General features: G+C 52.3%; 25 protein-coding genes, 1 pseudogene and 1 other annotated feature. Of the genes and pseudogenes, 11 read left to right on the plus strand and 15 right to left on the minus strand.

Annotation, left to right across the window (positions count from 1 at the left end; genetic code table 11):
• Positions 1–14 precede the first annotated feature (14 nt).
• From SK62_RS04850 to SK62_RS23015, 7 genes are all read right to left on the minus strand, one after another.
• The gene (locus SK62_RS04850) at positions 15–2,399 is read right to left on the minus strand and encodes a replication endonuclease (protein ID WP_226867079.1); all 2,385 of its coding nucleotides are present in this window, start codon (positions 2,397–2,399) and stop codon (positions 15–17) included.
• Entirely contained in the window at positions 2,386–2,667 is a 282-nt protein-coding gene (locus SK62_RS04855) for a DUF5405 family protein (RefSeq protein ID WP_045359370.1), read from the minus strand. The genes SK62_RS04850 and SK62_RS04855 overlap by 14 nt, the downstream gene beginning before the upstream one ends.
• Complete coding sequence (locus SK62_RS04860; RefSeq protein WP_045359367.1) at positions 2,668–2,895, minus strand: DUF2732 family protein; 228 nt, start codon at positions 2,893–2,895, stop codon at positions 2,668–2,670. It lies immediately after the preceding gene.
• Positions 2,896–2,960: 65 nt separating this feature from the next.
• Positions 2,961–3,299: a DUF5347 domain-containing protein gene (locus SK62_RS04865; protein ID WP_045359364.1), complete on the minus strand. Its 339-nt coding sequence runs from the start codon at positions 3,297–3,299 to the stop codon at positions 2,961–2,963.
• Complete coding sequence (locus SK62_RS22065) at positions 3,263–3,463, minus strand: phage filamentation protein Fil family protein (protein WP_072050071.1); 201 nt, start codon at positions 3,461–3,463, stop codon at positions 3,263–3,265. The genes SK62_RS04865 and SK62_RS22065 overlap by 37 nt, the downstream gene beginning before the upstream one ends.
• A 7-nt stretch (positions 3,464–3,470) precedes the next feature.
• Positions 3,471–3,980 carry a phage regulatory CII family protein gene (locus SK62_RS04870; protein WP_045359362.1) on the minus strand — a complete coding sequence of 170 codons (510 nt, stop codon included), beginning with the start codon at positions 3,978–3,980 and terminating at the stop codon, positions 3,471–3,473.
• A 31-nt stretch (positions 3,981–4,011) separates the two neighbouring features.
• Positions 4,012–4,143 (minus strand): hypothetical protein, encoded by a 132-nt coding sequence (locus tag SK62_RS23015; protein WP_162184618.1) that lies wholly within the window; start codon positions 4,141–4,143, stop codon positions 4,012–4,014.
• 218 nt (positions 4,144–4,361) lie between these two features.
• Here SK62_RS23015 and SK62_RS23135 point away from each other — a divergent pair.
• From SK62_RS23135 to SK62_RS04895, 5 genes and pseudogenes are all read left to right on the plus strand, one after another.
• Positions 4,362–4,562 (plus strand): annotated as a pseudogene (locus tag SK62_RS23135) (helix-turn-helix domain-containing protein); the annotation flags it as partial.
• Positions 4,563–4,637: 75 nt separating this feature from the next.
• Positions 4,638–5,222, plus strand: a complete 585-nt coding sequence (locus SK62_RS04880; protein ID WP_226867080.1) for a phage repressor protein CI — start codon at positions 4,638–4,640, stop codon at positions 5,220–5,222.
• Positions 5,223–5,224: 2 nt separating this feature from the next.
• Positions 5,225–6,256, plus strand: a complete 1,032-nt coding sequence (locus SK62_RS04885; protein WP_045359356.1) for a site-specific integrase — start codon at positions 5,225–5,227, stop codon at positions 6,254–6,256.
• A gap of 244 nt (positions 6,257–6,500) precedes the next feature.
• The gene (locus SK62_RS04890) at positions 6,501–6,905 is read left to right on the plus strand and encodes a DUF2946 domain-containing protein (protein WP_047718512.1); all 405 of its coding nucleotides are present in this window, start codon (positions 6,501–6,503) and stop codon (positions 6,903–6,905) included.
• A 38-nt stretch (positions 6,906–6,943) separates the two neighbouring features.
• A complete protein-coding gene (locus tag SK62_RS04895) occupies positions 6,944–8,314 on the plus strand; it encodes a PepSY-associated TM helix domain-containing protein (protein ID WP_017382957.1) in 1,371 nt (456 codons plus the stop codon).
• Positions 8,315–8,316: 2 nt separating this feature from the next.
• Here SK62_RS04895 and SK62_RS04900 read toward each other — a convergent pair whose 3' ends face one another.
• The 4 genes from SK62_RS04900 to SK62_RS04915 form a co-directional block, all read right to left on the minus strand.
• Positions 8,317–8,802: an OmpA family protein gene (locus SK62_RS04900; protein ID WP_017382956.1), complete on the minus strand. Its 486-nt coding sequence runs from the start codon at positions 8,800–8,802 to the stop codon at positions 8,317–8,319.
• Positions 8,803–8,814: 12 nt separating this feature from the next.
• The gene (gene dgcN, locus SK62_RS04905) at positions 8,815–10,035 is read right to left on the minus strand and encodes a diguanylate cyclase DgcN/YfiN (RefSeq protein WP_017692859.1); all 1,221 of its coding nucleotides are present in this window, start codon (positions 10,033–10,035) and stop codon (positions 8,815–8,817) included.
• The gene (locus SK62_RS04910; protein ID WP_032619208.1) at positions 10,028–10,564 is read right to left on the minus strand and encodes a regulatory sequestration protein YfiR; all 537 of its coding nucleotides are present in this window, start codon (positions 10,562–10,564) and stop codon (positions 10,028–10,030) included. Before SK62_RS04910 ends, dgcN begins: the two co-directional genes overlap by 8 nt.
• Positions 10,565–10,717: 153 nt before the next feature.
• Positions 10,718–11,092 (minus strand): DUF2799 domain-containing protein, encoded by a 375-nt coding sequence (locus tag SK62_RS04915; RefSeq protein ID WP_032619209.1) that lies wholly within the window; start codon positions 11,090–11,092, stop codon positions 10,718–10,720.
• 211 nt (positions 11,093–11,303) lie between these two features.
• Between SK62_RS04915 and aroF the strand changes: the two genes are divergently transcribed.
• From aroF to SK62_RS04930, 3 genes are read left to right on the plus strand one after another with little or no spacing between them, the layout of a single operon-like run.
• Complete coding sequence (gene aroF / locus SK62_RS04920) at positions 11,304–12,374, plus strand: 3-deoxy-7-phosphoheptulonate synthase AroF (RefSeq protein ID WP_006811632.1); 1,071 nt, start codon at positions 11,304–11,306, stop codon at positions 12,372–12,374.
• A 10-nt stretch (positions 12,375–12,384) separates the two neighbouring features.
• A complete protein-coding gene (tyrA, locus tag SK62_RS04925; protein ID WP_006811631.1) occupies positions 12,385–13,506 on the plus strand; it encodes a bifunctional chorismate mutase/prephenate dehydrogenase in 1,122 nt (373 codons plus the stop codon).
• Between the two features lie 60 nt (positions 13,507–13,566).
• Entirely contained in the window at positions 13,567–14,439 is an 873-nt protein-coding gene (locus tag SK62_RS04930; protein ID WP_017383978.1) for an SMP-30/gluconolactonase/LRE family protein, read from the plus strand.
• On the opposite strand, the gene pheA is transcribed toward SK62_RS04930, so the two are convergent.
• The 4 genes from pheA to bamD all read right to left on the minus strand — a co-directional run bounded on the left by pheA (position 14,436) and on the right by bamD (position 17,202).
• A complete protein-coding gene (gene pheA, locus SK62_RS04935; protein WP_015571567.1) occupies positions 14,436–15,596 on the minus strand; it encodes a bifunctional chorismate mutase/prephenate dehydratase in 1,161 nt (386 codons plus the stop codon). The two genes, SK62_RS04930 and pheA, sit on opposite strands and share 4 nt — an antisense overlap.
• Positions 15,597–15,626: 30 nt before the next feature.
• Positions 15,627–15,752 (minus strand) — a sequence feature (Phe leader region).
• Positions 15,704–15,751 carry a pheA operon leader peptide PheL gene (pheL, locus tag SK62_RS22800; RefSeq protein WP_100229775.1) on the minus strand — a complete coding sequence of 16 codons (48 nt, stop codon included), beginning with the start codon at positions 15,749–15,751 and terminating at the stop codon, positions 15,704–15,706. (Overlaps the previous feature by 48 nt.)
• Before the next feature lie 103 nt (positions 15,753–15,855).
• On the minus strand, positions 15,856–16,197 hold the full coding sequence (gene raiA / locus SK62_RS04940; RefSeq protein WP_003863162.1) for a ribosome-associated translation inhibitor RaiA: 342 nt from the start codon (positions 16,195–16,197) through the stop codon (positions 15,856–15,858).
• Positions 16,198–16,464: 267 nt separating this feature from the next.
• Entirely contained in the window at positions 16,465–17,202 is a 738-nt protein-coding gene (gene bamD, locus SK62_RS04945; protein WP_003863164.1) for an outer membrane protein assembly factor BamD, read from the minus strand.
• Between the two features lie 131 nt (positions 17,203–17,333).
• On the opposite strand from bamD, the gene rluD reads away from it, so the two are divergent.
• The 3 genes from rluD (at position 17,334) to clpB (ending at position 21,745) form a co-directional block, all read left to right on the plus strand.
• On the plus strand, positions 17,334–18,314 hold the full coding sequence (gene rluD / locus SK62_RS04950; protein ID WP_017383977.1) for a 23S rRNA pseudouridine(1911/1915/1917) synthase RluD: 981 nt from the start codon (positions 17,334–17,336) through the stop codon (positions 18,312–18,314).
• Complete coding sequence (gene yfiH, locus SK62_RS04955) at positions 18,311–19,042, plus strand: purine nucleoside phosphorylase YfiH (RefSeq protein ID WP_047718511.1); 732 nt, start codon at positions 18,311–18,313, stop codon at positions 19,040–19,042. The genes rluD and yfiH overlap by 4 nt, the downstream gene beginning before the upstream one ends.
• 129 nt (positions 19,043–19,171) lie before the next feature.
• The gene (gene clpB, locus SK62_RS04960; RefSeq protein WP_017692862.1) at positions 19,172–21,745 is read left to right on the plus strand and encodes an ATP-dependent chaperone ClpB; all 2,574 of its coding nucleotides are present in this window, start codon (positions 19,172–19,174) and stop codon (positions 21,743–21,745) included.
• Positions 21,746–22,087: the final 342 nt, after the last annotated feature.

Genomic DNA, 22,087 nt, shown 5'->3' on the forward strand with positions numbered 1-22,087 from the left:
GTTTAACATAGGAATTAATACCACTGACGCCATTTATCATCTTCCCGCAAGCGCTGGTTTCGGTAGAAAATACGCATCCCACCACCTGACGGAATACTGCCACCACGCAGAAGCAGGTCAATTTCTGAATCACTGCTGTCAAAGCCTCTGGAACTTAGCTCTGCCTCAAGCTGTAAGCGCTGGTGAGCTGTTATTTCCTGTTTATAGCCCTTTCTACGCTTCGGTTTAACCAGGCGTAACCGGATGTTTAACTCCCTTAGTTCTTTTTTGCCCATGCTGTGCAGGTATTCCTGCAACTCCCGGTGAGCCATGTTTGCAATATCTGGTGGTATGACAGCACAGCCAGCCTCTGAATTGTTCACAATTTCCACAGGGGGACAGTTATTGCCACGAGTCCAAGGGGCGCAAGCGCCCTTGTCGGCTGTCGCCTCCTGAAGGTCAACGGCTTTACGAACCATTTTCCACTTAACCGCGTGAGTGCAAATTCGCCCCTCTGCTATTGGTGACCAGATGCCATAAATACGCACACCATGATCGCCATAGGCGCTCGGCTCGTCGTTAAGCTCATATGCAGTCCTGACAAGGTGGTGTTTGCGTGGCACCAAAACGCCACCCTGTTTCATGATGTAGGTAGCGAAGCAACCAGCATCGGCCGCAGCAAGAACGGCATCAAGGCGTGGATTATCCAGTACCGCTGCGCCTGCTTTGCTGTCGCTCTGATTTCTTGATGCCTGACCAGCCAACAAACGCAATTCGCGATATGCCTGGCGACCCGGTATACCGAAAAATCGGAATTGCTGGACACGGTGAAGCGATGCCCATGCGTTAACATTTTCAGCGTTATCACGCAGCGATTTCCCTGTTTCTTTGCTGATTTCCCCAGCAAGTCCGCGCCCGTCAATATTCTTACTGATGTATTTTGCGATATAGCTTGTAGGCGTACCTTTACGCGGGTTTATAAGCTCAGACTTGAACCGTGGCCCGGTATTAGAACCCAGTTCCTCACGGTCTTCTCGGATAGCAAATTTACGCAACATTGCAGTGATGGCGCGGCGTTCTTTCTTACGCATGAAGCACAGGAGATGCCAGTGGACAGTACCATCATGGTGAGGCTCAGCAACGCGGACGCCATACCAGCGCATCCCGGCTTTGTGCATCGCTTTGCGGAATGCTGCGAACGTCTCCACCAGATAATTGCTACTCTGGCGAACGGTTTCGCTAGTCCACTTCGGATTGGGTCTGCCGTTATTGAGAGTTGCATGGAAGCGTGAAGGGCAGGTTATGGTATAGAACACCGCGCACTCTCCGCGCATTTCTGCAATAAGCTCCAGCCCCTTAACACAGGCCATCATTTCGTTACGGCGATGTGCAGGATTGCTGCTGCTGGCGTTAACCACCTCTTCCATGTCCAGCGTATCGCCGTCAGCGTTGACCAGCTCATGCGAGCGGAAGAATTCAAGTGATTTACGGCGTTGCTCGCGCTTGTGGATCACGGCTTCATAGCTGACATACGGTGAAGCTTTCTTGTTAACCAGACAAACAGCGCGCAACTGTTCCTCGCGCCATTCGCAGCGCATTTGCCACAGCTTGCGATACCACCAGTCCGCGCAAAGCATTCGAGCCAGTGAACCCGGAATAAGCTCGTAAGGCACTGGCTTACGGCGGCGCTTCTTACGGCGAAGTTGTTCGAAAGCCGGTGGTATAACATCAAGGCGCATGGCCTCTGCCGCAACCCTTTCCCAAGACTTGCGGATTTCTTCTGGCTTTACGTCATCATCAACAAACAGATCGCCGCAGGCCGTATCAAGACACGAACTCATGTGAGCAGCGACCAGGGTAGAAAGTCGCTTTACTTGCTCCTGATTCATTTCAGGAAGCATAAGCAGACCATCAAGCCCGTCATGGCTTGCCATGAAACGGAAAGATGCCGATACCTGGCTGACTCGCACACGCTCCAGCCGCTCAAGACAAGGCCTGATGGTTTCACGCAAATAGCGGGAATAAGCCTTCGGTTTGTCCAGACTTTGAAAATATTTAATTCGTTCAAACAGGGGCTTGCTGATGTGTGCAGGTTCGGCAAGAACGTTGGCAATAATTACCTGGTCTGGGTTGAAGAGTTGTTGTTCCCGTGACATTTTTGCGCGGCTTACGAGTTGCTCCTGCGCCATGTCACGCTGAACTGGATCGCGTGATTCGTTATAGAAAAAGCGTTCCCAAACCTGATTACTCATGTCCTCGCGGCGCAGTTGTTCCTGCTCATTGTCCGCAGCGTAGAGAGTAATCAGGTTTGAAAGCGCAGAAACCGGCGCAACTTCCGCCGGGTTCAGGTAGGGGTTAACCGCTTTTCTTGCAGCACGCCACGGATAGTATTTATCTTCCGCAGAGTTAGGCATCAGCATCAGCCTCATTGAGAGCCTTGCTACAGAGCATCCCTACGCGCTCAATTTCAGCGGCCATCGCTTCAAGAGAAATAATGGCAGAATGCTGAATATGGTGATGAATCAGGCCAGAAATAAGCTGATTGATTTTTGGGTAATAGCCGATTGTACAGAGGCATAGCTCGCCAGCATTTTTCCCTGATTTAACAACTTTCTTTTCATTCAAAATGAATTGAAATTTGTCGCTGGTAATAACCCAGTTATCACCGATTTCGATGTGAATGCTCATTCAGTGCAACTCCATTGACTCGTTTTCATAACGCGCAGCCTCACCGCGCAGAAGTTCAGCCACTTCAAAGCAGGACATACGCTTGTTTGCGATATGAACGGCCAGAGCTTCAAGGCGAATTGAAACCGCAGCGGCGCGCGCTTTACGCTCTTCTTTCTTGGCTATATCAATCACGGCCATGAGGGGATCGCTTTCAGCGTTAAACATTTTTGGTGATTCTTTCTGCATGGTCTTTCTCCTGATTTCAGGCAAAAAAATGCCCGGCGGGTTTACGCCATTAATTTCGTTTCGGGTTAATTCGGCATGGTCAGCCGTTTGGGAAATAAGCTCACTACTGCGCGAAAATGATTCATCGCTGTAATAAGCGCTTTTTTCTCCTCAGTAGTCAGTTCACTTAATTTGAGGTCATGACGTGCGCCCGGTATTTTTGCCATAAAGAAAATCGCAGATAATGCCCGGCTATTTTCCTCATGTTGTGGATCACGTTTATCACGCATGTCGGCCACAAACCTTTCAAGCTCTTTGCTGCTGTCGCCCAGGTGTTTTGCACGCAGTTCAGCAACATAGTTAAGACCCACAAGGCGTTCGCCAACCATCAGCGGTGCAGTTTGCGGCAAAGATTCAAGAGCCATGAGCCCCTCTTTTTTTGGGAAGATAAACCAGCCAGTAAATCGGCTTGTGAGCGACTCGGGTGCCAGCGTTTGCCATCCTGCCCGATAATCCAGCCGTGACCGCAGTGCATGGCCGGGCTTGGTTTAACCAACAGGGATGCGAAAGACGGTTCATTTTTCAACATAGCCACCTCACATAAGACCGAATGAAGCGCCGAGGCCGCTCACGGTATCAACCGCGCTTGCCATTGCTGGATTAGCCTGGAGTCGAGCCTGTAACGCGAGGGCAGTAAGCGACAACATGCGAATACCGGCATTAACGCTCTCTATCATGTTGCTCTTACGAGACGGGGTAAGACGTTCCGTAGACACGGCTCCGCTTGCCAGTTCACCGAGTTCACTCATGGCGCGCATGACGTAAGACTGCAATTTGTCTTTCGCCAGCTCATTAACCGGCACGCATGGCAGGCAATGAATCTGAGCGAGAAATCCATCAACGAGCGTTGAGTCTTCTGTCAGGTCGGTCAGTGTCCAAATCTCGCGGGGCGTTAACTGGTGCGGCTGCTCAGGGTTGAGTTTGTTATAGAGCGTGTGTGGCTTGATATTCGCCTTAACCGCCAGCTCCTTGACGTTATGAGTCAAAGCGAAATTACGGCAAGCATCATCGAAGTGTGAATGTGACGAAACGCGAAAATCTAACATGTTGTGGTTCCTTCCAACTTGCAAAATCAAGTTACTGAAACACGGCATAACGCGAATTAATCGCCTGAGCCAGCAGACGCGCTCGGAAAGCTATCATATTGATTCTGCCCATGCTGCTCTCGCGAACACGAGGGACAGTAAGCAACTCGCCACGTTTAATCATGTCTTTTACTGTGTTGAGGCTGCATCCGTACTGCTCTGCGAACTCTTCATATGAGAGGAAGTCTGGGCCAGAAGGGATTGCAATTTGAAGAGTCTTCATTGAATATCTCCGGTTACGTTCGTTTTAGGTACGTTCTCGCACATTTACGGTGTGTTGAGGCAATGCTATCCGTTCAATTGGATGATTGCAACGTCCGATTGTTAATTTATGGGGTCTTTATGGACGATGAAAGCGGTGTTGCTCAAGAAATTTTCGAAAGAATTCTTATTTCTTATGGTGTTAGGACAAGGGCAGCATATTCAGAAATAACAAAAATACCTTTGCCTACTATCAGCAACTGGATGAAGAGAGGGAAGATTCCGGGTGACTATCTGATTCAATGCTCATTCGACACTGGCGCTGATATTAAATGGCTTCTTGAGGGTGTTGAACTTGCAAATGTAAGTTTGGCTCCTGGCAAATATCCCATGAATGGGAAAAAGCTGATGGAGGCGATGGAGAACTCTGGCGGTAAAGAGATTTTACAGCGCATCTTGCAGGCTTATGGTTTCACTTTGCAGAAAGAACTCGGCGATCATCTGGGAATTCCATCAGGAACTATGAGTGCATGGGTTCGCCGTGAGCATTTTCCTGGTGATGTCGTAATTGTCTGTGCGCTTGATACCGGTGCGTCATTGTATTGGTTAGCTACAGGTAACGGCAGTATACAAGAACAACGAACTGAAGAGCCGACATCATTGCCTGTGGGTTTGAAGCAGTTGCCAAAATACAGCGTTCACACCGGGCAAATGGTGGAATCTGGATTGTGGTTCTGTGATTCTTCAATGATTGATACAAACGTAATAAAGCCTGTGCTTGTAGAGAAAAATGGCAATGGCTGGCTTGTAGATCTTGATGTGAAAAATTTCGCTAATGGCCGCTGGCTTATCGATGTTGATGGCACCTGCGATGTATACGATATCGCGCGTTTACCTGGTAATAAGCTGGCAGTAAAAAATGATTCATCTCAGTTTGAATGCCTTGTTAATGAAATTATCTGCGTAGGCATGGTCTTTCTAACCTTAAGCAAAAGTATTTAAAAATGACTGCTAAGAAACTACCTTCTGGCGAATGGCTATGTGATTTTCGTGTTGATGGCCGTGAGAGTCGTCGTGTGCGTAAACGCTTTGCCACTAAGGGGGAGGCGGTTGCATATGAGCAGTATTATCGCGATGAAGCTGCTAACAAGCCTTGGATGTCTGATAAAGAGGATCGCCGCAAGCTAAGCGAGTTAATTATGCTGTGGCATAACTTGCACGGTCAGGCTTTAGTTGCTAGTAAGTCGCGCTTGGCTAAATTGCACATCATCTGTAATGGCCTAGGCGACCCGGTCGCGTCTCAGCTCACAGCTAAAGATTGGGCGCATTATCGAGACCGTCGTCTCCGAGGCGAAATTGATAACGGTTATCACAAAGACCCTGCTAAATGGGTAGCAAAGCCCATCACCGTTAACCGTGAGCATCATTATCTTGAGGCGGTGTTTAACGAGCTGAAAAGGTTGGGGGAGTGGGCTTTACCTAACCCACTTGAAGGGGTTCGCGTATTTAAGGAAGCTGAAAAGGAAATGTCATGGCTCACGCTTGAACAAATTCCCCAGCTCCTGAAAGCCTGTGAAGAATATGGTAAACCTAATCTCACGATGATAGTTAAAGTTTGCCTAGCTACCGGTGCGCGATGGGGTGAAGCGGAGAGACTAACCCGATCACAGCTTTCGCCCTATAAGCTCACCTTCACCAAGACAAAAGGCAAAAAGAATCGCACCGTTCCGATTCAGAAGTGGCTATATGATGAATTAAGCCAGCGGCAGGGAAAATTGTTTAAACCCTGCTATCAGGAGTTTAAAAAAATGCTTCAACTCACGGATATTGAGCTGACAGAAGGGCAAAAAACACACGTATTGCGGCACACATTCGCATCTCACTTTATGATGAACGGCGGAAACATACTGGTTCTGCAAAAAGTCCTCGGACATGCCAACATTCGCGAAACAATGAAGTATGCCCACTTTGCACCTGACCACCTCGAACAAGCTGTAGATTTGAATCCGCTCAACGCGATAATGTCCACGGAGTGACCACAGAGGATGTGCGAGGATGTGCGAGAACATACCGAGGATGTGCGTAACTAATTGTTATTTATATAACTTATTGTTTTTAAAAGACTTAAAATAAAAGCGTCTGAACTAAGATTCGCTTAAGCGACATCCTGTTAGAAAGGGCTGGCCGAAAGGCTGGCCCTTTTTTTATCCCATCGCACCTCTCGCGTTAACCCTTCCGTCATAAATCATTTACAATGTTCGCCTCTTGGGCGGAGGGTAAGTGGATAACGTACTGCATCAGCATAGCTGGAAACGCGCAGCGGCATTGACCGCGCTGTTTGCGATCCTGCTGATCGTCGTGGCGCCGCTGATCTCCGTCTCGCTGCAAAAAGATCCCATGAGCGCCATGCCGGGCATGCACCACGACATGAGCATGATGTCGATGGACGAGCATCATGGTGATATGCCGCATTCTATGCCAGTTGACCATGCGGAGGCGTGCGGCTACTGCGTGCTGTTAGCGCATGTTCCGGGCGTGATGCTGGCGCTTATCGTTCTGCTCAGCGTGGTGTTGCAGCGGCTGCGCGTGAAGCCGCCTCGTCAGGTGGTCAGCCACTGGCACTTTTTCCCCTGGCTTTACCCCGATACCCGCGCGCCGCCGCGTCGGTCTGCTTTCTCCCTTTAAAACAAAATCACTCACTTTTTGCCTTAAAAAGGAAAAGTATGACTACCTGCACTCCGCGCGCGGCATGGGGAAACCTGCTGCGTCGCCTCCATTTCTATATCGGGCTGTTTGTCGGTCCGTTTATCTTCTTCGCAGCGCTGACCGGAACGCTGTACGTCGCCACGCCGCAGCTTGAACATGCGCTGTACCATCATGCACTCCACACGGAGGCCGTGGGTGAGGCGCAGCCTCTTGCTGAACAAATTGCCGTGGCGGAAAAGGCCGTGGGTTCAGCGCTGCGTTTACATGCTGTTCGTCCGGGGCTGGAAGAGGGCGAAACGACCCGCGTGATGTTTGCCGACCCGGCGCTGGGTCCCTCCGAGCATCGGGCTATTTTTATTGATCCCACCAGCCTTGAGATTCGAGGGGATATGACCGTGTACGGCACCAGCGGGATTTTACCGCTGCGTCAGACTATCGATTATCTGCATACCTCGCTGATGCTGGGCAACATCGGGCGCCTCTATAGCGAGTTAGCCGCCTCGTGGATGTGGGTTGCTGCCCTGGGCGGGATCGCGCTGTGGTTCTACACCCGACCGAAGCGCCGTATTAACAATCGTTTCCAGAATCGTCGTCGCCTGCATGTGATCTTAGGCTGGACGTTACTGGCGGGAATGCTGCTGTTCTCAGTCACCGGGTTAACCTGGTCACAATGGGCCGGTGGCAACGTCGATAAGCTGCGTGCAGAGATGAACTGGCTGACGCCGCAGGTAAACACCACCCTTTCCGGTGCGCCGGAAATGAGGGATGAACACGCCGAACATCGTGGTCATCACGGGGGAATGACGATGCCTGAAATGCCAGTCAAACTGTCGCTTTTTGACAACGTATTGCAGGTCGCCCGCCAGTCAGGGATTGATGCGAACAACGTTGAGATCCGTCCGGCAAGCAGGGTCGACCAGGCCTGGACGGTGACGGAAATCGATCGCCGCTGGCCTACGCAGGTTGATGCCGTTGCCGTGGATCCCCACTCACTGAAGGTGCTGGACAGCACTCGCTTCGGGGATTTCCCGCTGATGGCTAAACTCACCCGCTGGGGCGTGGATTTCCATATGGGGATCCTGTTTGGTCTGGCAAATCAGCTGCTGCTCATCGCGTTTGGCGTTGCGCTGTGTGTGTTGATTATCTGGGGATACCGGATGTGGTGGATGCGTCGCCCTGCAACGTCAGCCGCGAACCCGGTACAGACGCTCTGCCAAAGCTGGCTGGCATTGCCGCTGTGGGGAAGGGGAGTGTCGTTCCTGATAAGCCTCCTGCTGGGGCTGGCGTTGCCGGTAATGGGCGTCAGTCTGGCGGTCTTTATTGTGATTGACTGGCTGCGCTGGCGAGCGGTTTCAGGCGTGTCGCTCGCCGGAACATCCGTTAAATAGCCTTAAGGCGTGCTGATGACTACCGCAACCCGGCGGTTTTCAGCGCGCCCCTGCGCAGTGCGGTTGCTGCTGACAGGGTATTTTTTGCCTAAGCCCCGCGTAGTGAGATTGCTGCGCGGGATGTTCGCGCCCTTCGCCCAGGCATCCGCCACAACATTGGCACGTTTTAACGAAAGCGCTTCGTTGTAGCTCTCTTCGCCATAATTATCCGTATGGCCATCCATCCTGGCGTGGTTCAGACCGGTTGCCGCCAGGCGTGAGGCCATAGTCTGGATCTGCGTTTCACTTTCCGGGCGCAGCCTGGCGTCATTTTTATCAAACAGGATCTTATCCGACAGGCCCAGAGACCAGTCGCCATTCAGTTCGTTAAAGCCGTAGGATTTCATGGCCGCAATTTGCTCTGGCGTGAATTTCCCTTCAGGGGATGACTGGCATCCGGACATTACCAGTGATGCCAGTATTAACGGCGCAAAGTATCGCTTTAACATATCGTCTTCCTTTCAGGATATTGTTTTCGAACGCTGGTTTTTGACCAGATACATATTGCGATCGGCTTGCTCCAGTAATGCTTCAACGGAGGCATTTTCCCACGCCAGAGCAAAGCCAATGCTGAGGGACATTGATGCTGTGTGCCCGTTATGCAGATCAAACGGACGGATAAATTGCTGCGACAGCGCAGCGCAAATAAATTCGACCTCACGTGCGGTGTGGACCCCGTAAAGGATCATGGCAAATTCATCGCCGCCAAGACGGTAAGACTGATGACGTTTTTCGCCAAACTCGACCATCCTTTTGGCGGCTTCGATCAGTACGCAGTCACCCGCGGCATGACCCCAGGTGTCATTGATAACCTTGAAGTTATCACCGTCCAGGAAGAGCAGGGCAGAATTGGTTTTTGCTGAAGCGTCGTTCATTAATGCCGCAATGTTGTTGCGAAACGCGGCGCGGTTTGCAAGCCCCGTGAGCGGATCGTGCATGGCGGTACGCAACAGTTGAGCGTTTTTCGCCTGTAGCTTGAGCTGCCACTCTTCCATTTCATCCAGCAGGCTGTTGAAGTCTTCACCAAACTGGTGGAACTCTTCAATGCGGCCTTCCGTTACCCGGCGAGAGAAGTTGCGGTTAGTGCGAACGTCATGCACAACGTCAGTGATGTTTTGCATTTCAACAACCATGCCATGATGTAGCGAGCGGGTGATGGTCAATGCGACGGCAGAGGCAAAAAGAATGCAGCCGGTGAGGACCGCAAATGAGAGCCAGATAAAGTGGCTAATCAGGCTGTCTCGCGCGGTCAGACGAATTTCGCCAATCACATTGCCATTATGTATGATGGGCTGTGCGACAGGAACAGGGAACAACCACCGGTTGACCAGCGCGCCCAGCGTGTCGGTATTATCCGCCGGGTTCCATGACCACCAGGCAAACCGTTTATGATGTGCGTTAAGCACTTCCGCCACGGCGAACTGCCCCTGCTTGCCGAGGGTCGCCAGCGTTTCATTTGCCGCCACGGCATCGTTGAACACCAGAGAGGCTTCAAGGCTGTGGCTCATGGTGGCGCCGGTAAGTTCGAGGTTTTTTTGCGCGTATTGCTTTAATGTCACCACGGAAGCGAAACACAGCAGCAACCATATAAACGTCATCGTTATAATGACGCTTATCATGCTGATTCGTCGCAACGTTCTTTTAAACGTCGGACGCGGTGTTGGTGCGACTTCCTTATTCATGCTTCTTATTCCGTGCGAGCATTAATACATCCGGATTGACTCTTACGCCACTGCGCGCCAGCGCATCCAGATTTACGGAAAACCTGACGAGGTTGTGCTCTATTATCAGACAAAATGCGCTGCCAATAACGCATTCAGGATTTTGTTCTGACATTAATAGCAACGCCTGGCCCTGATATTGATTTATTATTTCCTGTTGTTTTGCCGGCGACTCGCTCCCGAAATAGAGGGCATCACACCTTGCTGCGAGTGCTTCCCGATCGCTATGCACAATGACAGGACTATAGGGCAACGGGTTGTGTTCATCTTCACTGCTGAGCGCCTGTCTGTAATGGGAAGAGGCATAAATACAGAGCTTAGGCTGGCCGGACAGTGCTGGCCATCGGGTGTAGCTCACAATGCCAGAAACAATCGAACGTACTGATTTATCCGTTTCCGTGAACGAGCCTGCCGTTGCAGGGGCTACTAAAATGAACAGTATTAGCGCCAGGGGGAGTCGGAGCAAAGCGATCAAGATTGCATTTCTCATCAGAATCCGCCAAACCGCCCCGGAAATAGATGTCCTTAAGAATTGTCGGCAGAATACCATTGTTTATCAAAGCCGTCATTATGTCAGAAATATCCCTGTTTTGACCTAAGCTAAATCTTACAGTGAGCTATATTCAGAGGAATTAAGGCAGGCTCAATTAAGCCTGCTGGAACGCATACTTTCATCCAATCCTTGTTGCCAAGATTCATGCAGTTTTACTGCATTTTCAGTTGCATCGCAGCTGGCAGGAAATGATTTGCCCGCTAATCCCCAGGCGTGAATAAAGCCCTCTTCGCATATTTTTTTCTGTCCGTCAGCGTAGCCACGAAGATATTCCGCTCGATCAACCTGAGGGTCATTAAAACTATCGGCCAGAGCCTGGTTATCTTTAACCGGAACACCATTCATAGCGTCTTCTTTACCGGCCGTGAACCAGTCCGGTCTGGTCCAGTTAGGCTGAAAAGTATAAGGATTGATCTGGCAACCCGACAAAATCAGCGACAACAACATAAAAGCAATTGAACGCATGGCTATTCTCCTTTTTGTGAGCATAGCCTGGTTACAGGTGTGCGTGTGTAATTTTAACTTTACGATTTTAGGCCATGATTTTTGCAATTAAAGGGCCAGTGTAAAGTAATGTGTACGTATTTTGGATTGAAATCTTTACTTAATGTGATATCGTTGTGTCACCTCTTCGAGGAAAACCATTATCGCAAACGAGTTTGACAGGATCGCAATCATGCAAAAAGACGCGCTGAACAACGTACATATCACTGACGAACAGGTGTTAATCACCCCGGATCAATTGAAGGCGGAATTCCCGCTGAGCGTCGCGCAGGAAGCTCAGATTGAGCACTCGCGCCAGACCATTTCTGACATTATCGCTGGCCGCGATCCGCGCCTGCTGGTGGTATGTGGTCCTTGCTCTATTCACGATCCTGAAACCGCCATTGAGTACGCTCGTCGATTTAAAGCATTAGCGGAGGAGGTCAGCGATAGCCTCTATCTGGTGATGCGCGTCTATTTTGAGAAGCCACGTACGACCGTTGGCTGGAAAGGGTTGATCAACGATCCGCACATGGATGGCTCGTTTGATGTGGAAGCCGGCCTGAAGATTGCGCGTCGCCTGCTGGTAGAGCTGGTCAGCATGGGGCTGCCGCTGGCAACCGAGGCGCTGGATCCGAACAGCCCGCAGTACCTCGGCGATCTGTTTAGCTGGTCTGCGATTGGGGCGCGCACCACCGAGTCACAAACCCACCGCGAGATGGCGTCTGGCCTGTCTATGCCGGTTGGTTTTAAAAACGGTACCGACGGCAGCCTGGCCACGGCGATTAACGCCATGCGCGCCGCCGCCATGCCCCATCGTTTTGTCGGGATCAACCAGGCGGGCCAGGTATGCCTGCTGCAAACGCAGGGCAACCCGGACGGGCATGTGATCCTGCGCGGTGGTAAAGCGCCAAACTACAGCCCGGCGGATGTCGCGCAGTGTGAAAAAGAGATGGAACAGGCGGGACTGCGTCCGGCGCTGATGGTAGATTGCAGTCATGGTAATTCGAATAAAGATTACCGTCGCCAGCCTGCGGTTGCAGAATCTGTGATTGCTCAGATTAAAGATGGCAACCGTTCAATTATCGGCCTGATGATTGAAAGTAATATTCATGAAGGCAATCAGTCATCGGAACAGCCGCGTAGCGCGATGAAGCCCGGCGTCTCGGTCACCGATGCCTGCATTAGCTGGGAAACCACCGATGCGCTGCTGCGTGAGATCCACAAAGATTTGAACGGCCAGCTGGCGACGCGTCTGGCATAAGAGGGTAGTTATGGTTGCTGAATTGACCGCATTACGCGATCAAATTGATGAAGTGGATAAGGCGTTGCTGGATCTTCTGGCGCGCCGCATGGCACTGGTTGCTGAGGTCGGCGAGGTTAAAAGTAAATACGGACTGCCGATTTACGTTCCGGAGCGCGAGGCCTCTATGCTCGCCTCCCGCCGTAAAGAGGCGCAGGCCCTGGGCGTATCACCTGATTTGATTGAGGACGTCCTGCGTCGCGTGATGCGCGAGTCCTATTCCAGCGAAAACGACAAGGGCTTCAAAACCCTCTGTCCGTCGCTGCGCCCGGTGGTTATCGTCGGTGGTGGCGGGCAGATGGGGCGTCTGTTTGAGAAAATGCTGACGCTTTCTGGCTATCAGGTGCGTATTCTGGAGAAAGAGGACTGGTCGCACGCGCCGGAGCTGATGAAAGACGCCGGAATGGTTATCGTCAGCGTGCCGATCCATGTGACGGAGCAAATAATCGCGAAACTTCCTCCGCTGCCGGAAGATTGCATACTGGTGGACCTGGCCTCCGTTAAAAATGGTCCGTTACAGGCAATGCTAGCGGCGCACACTGGCCCCGTGCTTGGGTTACACCCGATGTTTGGCCCGGACAGCGGAAGCCTGGCGAAGCAGGTAGTGGTTTACTGTGACGGACGGCAGCCGGAAGCCTACCAGTGGTTCCTGGAACAGATCCAGGTCTGGGGAGCACGTTTGCACCGCATTAGCGCGGTAGAGCATGACCAGAACATGGCGTTTATTCAGGCGCTGCGCCACTTTGCAACCTTCGCCTATGGGCTGCACCTGGCGGAAGAGAACGTTCAGCTTGAACAATTGCTGGCGCTTTCCTCGCCAATCTATCGTCTGGAGCTGGCGATGGTCGGGCGACTGTTTGCCCAGGATCCGCAGCTTTACGCCGACATCATCATGTCGTCTGAAAATAATCTGGCGCTGATCAAGCGCTATTATCAGCGTTTTGGCGAAGCGATCACCTTGCTGGAACACGGCGATAAACAAGCCTTTATCGACAGTTTCCGTAAAGTGGAGCACTGGTTCGGTGATTACGCCACGCGATTCCAGAGTGAAAGCCGCACGCTGTTGCGCCAGGCAAATGACAGTCGCCAGTAATGCGATGATGTATATACTGAAAGCCAGCAATGCTGGCTTTTTTCATTTTGGGGAACTGTCATGGCTGAACCGCAGCTGCTGTTGAACTATACCGGGCATCTGCCCGAATGCCCGACGTGGAGTGCAGACGAGAAGGCGCTCTACTGGGCGGATATCCTGGAAGGGGAGATCCATCGGTACCATCTGCCCACCGCGGAACACTCGGTGCTCTCATTCCATGAAGAAGTTGGGTGTTTTGCCCTGCGTGAACGCGGCGGATTTATCGTCGCGATGCGAAACGCCATCTGGCTGACCGATAAACACGGCCTGCTCCAGCGTAAGGTTTGCGATAACCCGTCCAACCCGCAGCTTGCACGCTTTAACGATGGCGGTACCGATCATCAGGGACGGTTTTATGCGGGCACGTTCTGGGGGCCGGGAGATTATAACGGCGCCATGCTGATGCGTATCGACAACGACCTGACGCCGCAAGTGATCCAGTGCGATATTCACGGGCATAACGGTTTAGCGTTTAGTCCTGATAAACGGTGGATGTTTACTTCTGATACGCCGAACGGCGTGATCTACCGTACGCCGCTTGATGAGCAGGGAGAACCCGGTAAGCGCGAAGAGTTTCGCCGGTTTAGCGAGGGAGAAGGTATACCCGACGGTGCGGCAATGGATGAGGAAGGCTGCTACTGGAGCGCACTGTTTGACGGCTGGCGTATCGCACGGTTTTCACCGCAAGGCGAACAGCTGGAAGAGTATCGGCTGCCGGTACGCTGCCCGACAATGGTCTGCTTTGGCGGCGACGATATGAAAACGCTGTTTATCACCACCACGCGGGAAAATATGGAGGCGGAGGAGCTGGCGAAATATCCGCTTTCCGGTGCCATCTTCACCCTGCCTGTAAATGTGGCAGGGATGAAGAAAAGCCGCTTTATCGAACGTTAAGCCGGATCGACCGGGACCACGTTTTCGCTCGGATAGCAGCCCAGCACTTTCATGGAGCGTGTGATCTCGCCCAGTTCGCGCAGGGCTTTCTGCATGGACGCAGACTCCAGGTTGGCCTGAACGTCGAGATAAAACATTTCTTCCCACGGGTTGCCATGTATTGGGCGGGATTCCAGCTTCGTCATGATCAGGTTGTGATTACGCAGCACCAGCAGCGCTTCAACCAGCGCACCCGCCTGCTGGCCGGTCGCCATCAGCAGGGTGGTTTTCGCCGGGACCTGGTCCGACACGTTGATGGCCTTGCGGGCCAGAACCACGAAACGGGTGATATTCTGCGTCTGGTTGGCCAGATTGCGTTCCAGCACCTGTAAGCCATACAGCGCGCCGCCCGCTTCGCTACCGAGAGCCGCGACGGCAGAAGAGTTTGCCTGCGCCACTTTTTCCATCGCCGCCGAGGTGCTTTCGGTGTATTCAATTTTCCAGTGCGGATAACGGTTCAGGAACTGGCTGCACTGCTGGAACGGCTGCGGGTGGCTGTACACCGTTTCGATCTGACTCAGATCGGTTGAGCCAGAGACCAGCACGCAGTGATCGATAGGGATAGTCAACTCGCCGACTAACGACAGGCTGGTGTGCTGGAGCAGATCGTAAACATCATTGATGGCACCGGAACTGGTGTTCTCAATAGGCACTACGGCGTAATCTGCCTGGCCGGTTTCGACCTGGTTGAAAATGTCTGCAAATTTCGCGCAGCCGCTCTCAATAAACTCTTCGAAATGGCGGGCTGCGTACTGGCGAGCTGCCAGGTGAGAATAGGACCCTTTCGGGCCGAGGAAAGCGATACGAGCAGAGTGCGGGTTGGTTTTGTTCAGATGCTGCTGGAGCAGGGCTTGTTGCGTCAGAACGGAGTCTTCGATGATGAGCTGGAACAGGCGGGTGATGTAGTGCGCATCCAGATGATGCGCTTTGCCGAGTTGAATCAACCGTTCCAGTAAATCACGTTCGCGATCGATATCGCGCACCGGCCGATGGGACTCGAGCTTGGCTTTGCCCACTTCAACGGCGAGCGCGCGGCGTTCTGCCAGCAGGGCCAGTAATTTTTCGTCGAGTGCACTGATTTTTACGCGTAAATCCAGGAGCGGGTTTTCCGGTGTCATAGTGTTGTCTGTCTCATTTTATCGTTATCAATAAAAAAGGCCTCCCGGTGTGGGAGGCCTTGTTGTTCGTCTTCGCATTCTTTATCACACGACGAAACGCCTCCCGGTCAGGGGAAGGTAAAAAAGAATGCGAAGAAAAACGGCGTCTGTTTCATAAGGTCATCCTGAAATTGATAGGTTAAAGTACCTGCACTGTTTTGATCCTGTCAATAAAAAACGCGCCCGAAGGCGCGTTGTCGGTACACTCAATTTTAGAGGATTACTCTTCTTCAACTTCTTCCGCGAAGCTGGCGTCTTTCACCGAGGTTGCGGCGCGACGTGCTTCACCTTTGTGTTGCACTTTATTGAGCTGCCGTTCCAGCTTGTTGATCAAATCGTTAATTGCGGTGTACATATCCTCGTGTTTTGCGCTGGCGACCAGATGGCCGTTTGGAGTATTGATAGTTGCATCAGCGATGAAACCCTGCGGCTCCTTGGACAGGATGATATGTGGATTAATCAAATGTGTTTGCCATTTATCCAGTTTGGCGAGACGGTCTGCGACGTGCTGGCGGATTGCCGGAGTAATTTCCATTTGTTTACTGGTAATGTTCATTGTCATAAATTTTACCTCTTGTCTTTCCGTCTTGGTGATTCCAGCATACCCGACCTAATGTCAAAATGTGTGATTTAGATCACGTTATTTTGTCGGTTTTTGTCAGGGAATCTTTTTTGTGAGGCAGGGCAGGAAGAGGTGAGATTTACCTTGTCGAAGCCAACAATTGCGGTCATAGTTGAATGGATGTGTTGAAGCTAAACCGCTTCAGCGTAAGTGTGAAAGAATAAAAAAACGGCAGCCCGCGGGCTGCCGTTATGCGTTGTAGCGGTATCAGGTGTTGCTGCTGTTCGCGGCGATGATTTTCGCCACTTTGTCAGCCTGAGCCGTCATCTGCATCTGGCGATACGCATTTTCCATCAGCTTCAGGCCATCACGCGTGGCCTGGGTATCCGGATAATCACGCAGCATGCCTTCTACACGGTTAACCACGGCAACCCATGCGCCACGGCGGGTGTAGTATTCCGCAACGGAGTACTCATATTTCGCCAGACGATCTTTCAGGAATACCAGACGCTTAGTGGCATCGGTAATGTACTGGCTGTTCGGGTAGCTACGCACCAGTTTGGAGAAGTCATTGAAAGCATCACGCGCATGTTGCGGGTCACGGTCGGAACGATCCACCCCGAAGAAGCCCTGCAATGCACTATCATCCAGCGCCATGTTAGTCAGGCCGCGCATGTACATCACGTAATCGATGTTAGGATGGGTAGGGTTCAGACGCATGAAACGATCGATGGTTGCCTGAGCCAGCGGCAGATCGGCATTTTTGTAGTAGGCGTAGATAAGATCTAACTGTACCTGCTGCGAATACGGGCCAAACGGATAGCGATTATCCAACGCTTCCAGTTGCGTTATCGCCTGTTTCCAGTTACCGTCCTGCAACTTTTGTTGTGCAGTCGCATAGATTTCATTCGGCGGATTGTCAGGGACCTGTTCATTCGAACCGGAGCAGCCCACCAAAGCCAGGCTCAACGTGGCCGCTGCCACCAGATATTTCATGCGCGTCATGACGTTTTGACTTTCCTCAAATGTTTGTCCGGGAGAAACTCAGTTCCTGCTCCCGATTAAGACCAGCTACAATAGCACACTATATTAAACGGCAAAGCCGTAAAACCCAACGTTAAACGAAGAAGCAGTTTATGGCACAACGAGTAGAACTCACCGCAACAGTCTCCGAAAATCAGCTCGGTCAACGCTTAGATCAGGCTTTGGCCGAATTGTTCCCTGATTATTCGCGTTCACGCATAAAAGAATGGATCCTTGACCAGCGCGTGCTGGTAAACGGCAAGATCTGGGACAAACCAAAAGAGAAAGTGTTTGGTGGGGAAGCTGTCGCCATCAATGCTGAAATCGAAGAGGAAGTCCGCTTCGAGCCGCAGGATATCCCGCTGGATATCGTCTACGAAGATGACGACATTCTGGTCATCAACAAGCCGCGCGACTTTGTTGTTCACCCGGGCGCGGGCAATCCTGACGGTACGGTACTTAACGCTCTCCTTCATTATTATCCGCCGATTGCCGATGTACCGCGTGCCGGTATCGTTCACCGTCTGGATAAAGACACCACGGGTCTGATGGTGGTGGCGAAGACGGTTCCCGCCCAGACTCGCCTGGTGGAATCGTTGCAACTGCGCGAAATCACCCGTGAGTATGAAGCGGTGGCGATTGGTCATATGACCTCTGGCGGCACGGTGGAAGAGCCTATCAGCCGTCACCCAACCAAGCGTACGCATATGTCTGTACACCCGATGGGCAAACCGGCGGTAACCCACTACCGCATCATGGAACATTTCCGTATTCATACGCGCCTGCGTCTGCGTCTGGAAACCGGGCGTACTCACCAGATCCGCGTGCACATGGCGCATATTACCCATCCGCTGGTGGGGGACCCTGTTTACGGCGGTCGTCCGCGTCCACCAAAGGGCGCATCGGATGAATTCATCTCCGTGCTGCGTAAATTCGATCGCCAGGCGCTGCATGCGACGATGCTACGTCTTTACCACCCAATCACCGGAATTCAGATGGAATGGCATGCGCCGATCCCACAGGATATGGTGGAACTTATCGACGCGATGCGCGCAGATTTCGAAGAACATAAGGATCACGTGGACTGGTTATGACCAAACTGATTGTCCCGGAATGGCCACTGCCTGAAGGCGTGGCCGCCTGTAGTTCAACCCGTATCGGTGGCGTGAGCCAGGGCGCGTGGGAGTCACTGAACCTCGGTGCGCACTGTGATGATAACCTGGAGCACGTTGAAGAGAACCGTAAACGCCTCTTTGCTGCGGGAAACCTTCCTTCAAAACCGGTCTGGCTTGAGCAGGTGCATGGTAAAGCGGTGCTGAAGCTGACGGGGGAGCCCTATGCGTCTAAGCGCGCCGATGCTTCGTACAGCAATACGCCGGGAACGGTTTGCGCGGTGATGACTGCTGATTGCCTGCCGGTGTTGTTCTGCAATCAGGCAGGGACTGAAGTGGCTGCTGCCCACGCCGGATGGCGAGGCCTGTGCGAAGGCGTGCTGGAAGAGACCGTTGCCTGCTTCCATGACGATTCTGCAAATCTCATCGCCTGGCTTGGCCCGGCGATTGGCCCGCAGGCGTTTGAGGTAGGGCCCGAAGTGCGGGATGCCTTTATGGAAAAAGATCCGCAAGCGGTCGAAGCGTTTGTGGCTTCCGGAGATAAATATCTGGCCGATATTTATCAGCTTGCCCGCCAGCGCCTGAATAACGTCGGCGTGACCCAAATCTTCGGCGGAGATCGCTGTACCTTCACCGAAAAGGGTGATTTTTTCTCCTATCGCCGCGACAAGACGACAGGTCGTATGGCAAGTTTCATTTGGCTGATATAACCTAAAGAATCAAGACGATCCGGTACGCGCCGTTTTCTTTTCACATAATTCAGGTTATTAACCTTGAATAATTGAGGGATGACCTCATTTAATCTCCAGTAGCAAATTTGACCTGTTATGGGAGGAGTTATGCGTCTGGATCGTCTTACTAATAAATTCCAGCTTGCTCTCGCCGATGCCCAGTCCCTCGCACTGGGGCACGACAACCAATTTATCGAACCTCTTCATTTAATGAGCGCCTTGCTGAATCAGGAAGGGGGATCGGTACGTCCTTTATTAACGTCCGCTGGCATTAATGCCGGCCAGTTACGCACCGCCATCGATCAGGCGCTGAGCCGTTTACCGCAGGTAGAAGGTACCGGCGGCGACGTGCAGCCGTCGCAGGATCTGGTGCGCGTGTTGAACCTTTGCGACAAGCTGGCGCAAAAACGTGGGGACAACTTTATTTCGTCAGAGCTGTTTGTTCTGGCGGCGCTTGAATCACGCGGTACCTTAACCGACCTGCTGAAATCCGCCGGTGCAACCACCGCTAATGTGACCCAGGCGATTGAGAAAATGCGCGGAGGTGAAAGCGTGAACGACCAGGGAGCCGAAGACCAACGTCAGGCTTTGAAGAAATTTACGGTCGACCTGACCGAACGTGCCGAGCAGGGCAAACTTGACCCGGTAATCGGCCGTGACGAAGAAATTCGTCGGACTATCCAGGTACTGCAACGTCGTACCAAAAACAACCCGGTGCTGATTGGTGAGCCTGGCGTCGGTAAAACCGCCATCGTTGAAGGGCTGGCGCAGCGTATCGTTAATGGCGAAGTGCCCGAAGGGCTGAAAGGCCGTCGCGTACTGGCGCTGGATATGGGCGCGCTGGTGGCCGGGGCGAAATACCGCGGTGAATTTGAAGAGCGTCTGAAAGGCGTGCTGAACGATCTGGCGAAACAGGAAGGTAACGTCATCCTGTTTATCGACGAACTGCACACCATGGTGGGGGCGGGTAAAGCTGACGGCGCAATGGATGCCGGGAACATGCTGAAACCTGCGCTGGCGCGTGGTGAACTTCACTGCGTCGGCGCCACTACGCTGGACGAGTATCGTCAGTACATTGAAAAAGATGCCGCGCTGGAGCGTCGCTTCCAGAAGGTGTTTGTCGCTGAACCAAGCGTTGAAGATACCATCGCCATTTTGCGTGGTCTGAAAGAGCGTTATGAGCTGCACCATCACGTGCAGATCACTGACCCGGCCATCGTTGCGGCGGCGACGCTTTCGCATCGTTACATTGCCGACCGTCAGTTGCCGGATAAAGCCATCGACCTTATCGATGAAGCGGCGTCCAGCATCCGTATGCAGATTGACTCGAAACCGGAAGAGCTGGACCGACTCGATCGCCGCATTATCCAGCTCAAGCTGGAACAGCAGGCGCTGAACAAAGAGTCTGACGAAGCGAGTAAGAAACGCCTCGATATGCTTAACGAAGAACTGGACGAGAAAGAGCGTCAGTATTCTGAGCTGGAAGAAGAGTGGAAAGCTGAGAAAGCCTCCCTCTCTGGCACCCAGACAATCAAGGCGGAGCTGGAGCAGGCGAAAATTGCCATTGAGCAGGCCCGTCGCGTAGGAGATCTGGCGCGGATGTCCGAGCTACAGTACGGCAAGATCCCTGAGCTGGAAAAACAGCTTGAGATCGCCACGCAGTCGGAAGGCAAAACCATGCGTCTGTTGCGTAATAAAGTGACGGATGCCGAGATTGCCGAAGTGCTGGCGCGCTGGACGGGCATTCCTGTGGCTCGCATGATGGAAAGCGAACGTGAGAAACTGCTGCGTATGGAGCAGGATCTGCATCAGCGCGTCATTGGACAGAACGAAGCGGTCGAAGCGGTATCTAACGCCATTCGTCGTAGCCGTGCGGGGCTGTCCGATCCGAATCGTCCAATCGGCTCGTTCCTTTTCCTGGGGCCAACCGGTGTTGGTAAAACCGAGCTGTGTAAAGCGCTGGCTAACTTTATGTTCGACAGCGATGACGCGATGGTGCGTATCGATATGTCCGAGTTTATGGAGAAACACTCCGTCTCGCGTCTGGTCGGTGCGCCTCCGGGATATGTCGGTTATGAAGAGGGCGGTTACCTGACGGAAGCGGTTCGTCGTCGTCCTTATTCCGTCATCCTGCTGGATGAAGTGGAAAAGGCTCATCCTGACGTGTTTAACATTCTGTTGCAGGTGCTGGATGATGGGCGTCTGACGGACGGGCAGGGAAGAACGGTCGACTTCCGTAACACGGTGGTGATCATGACCTCGAACCTGGGTTCCGATTTGATTCAGGAACGCTTCGGTGAGCTGGATTACAGCCATATGAAAGATCTTGTGCTGGGTGTGGTCAGCCAAAACTTCCGTCCGGAGTTCATCAACCGTATTGATGAAGTGGTCGTGTTCCATCCGCTGGGCGAGAAACACATCGCGTCGATTGCGCAGATCCAGTTGCAGCGTCTGTACAAACGTCTGGAAGAGCGTGGGTATGAAATCCACATTTCCGACGATGCGCTGAAACTGCTGAGCGAGAATGGTTACGATCCTGTTTATGGTGCGCGTCCGTTAAAACGTGCTATCCAGCAGCAGATCGAAAACCCGCTGGCACAGCAAATCCTCTCTGGGGAGCTGGTTCCGGGCAAAGTTATTCGTCTGGAAGCCAACGACGATCGCATTGTGGCAGTGCAGTAAGTCACAAAACGCAAAAACGGGCCGCTTGCGGCTCGTTTTTGTTTAAAAACCAGGCGAAAATTGAGGTCTGGGATGTTATTTGCCTGGAAAATGAGCGGTCAGTAAATAATTTTCACTTTATACTTGCAGGTTCGGAATTACTCCCTATAATGCGCCTCCACTGACACGGAACAACGGCACGCAAGCCGCCGGGTCAGCAGAGAAAAGCAAAACAAACGCTTGACTCTGAAGCGGGAAAGCGTAATATGCACACCCCGCGCCGCAGCGAAAACGAAGCGGCACTGCTCTTTAACAATTTATCAGACAATCTGTGTGGGCACTCAAAGTGACATGGATTCTTAA

The organism is Enterobacter sp. BIDMC109 (assembly GCF_001037885.1).
GTDB classification, from domain to species: domain Bacteria; phylum Pseudomonadota; class Gammaproteobacteria; order Enterobacterales; family Enterobacteriaceae; genus Enterobacter; species Enterobacter hormaechei_C.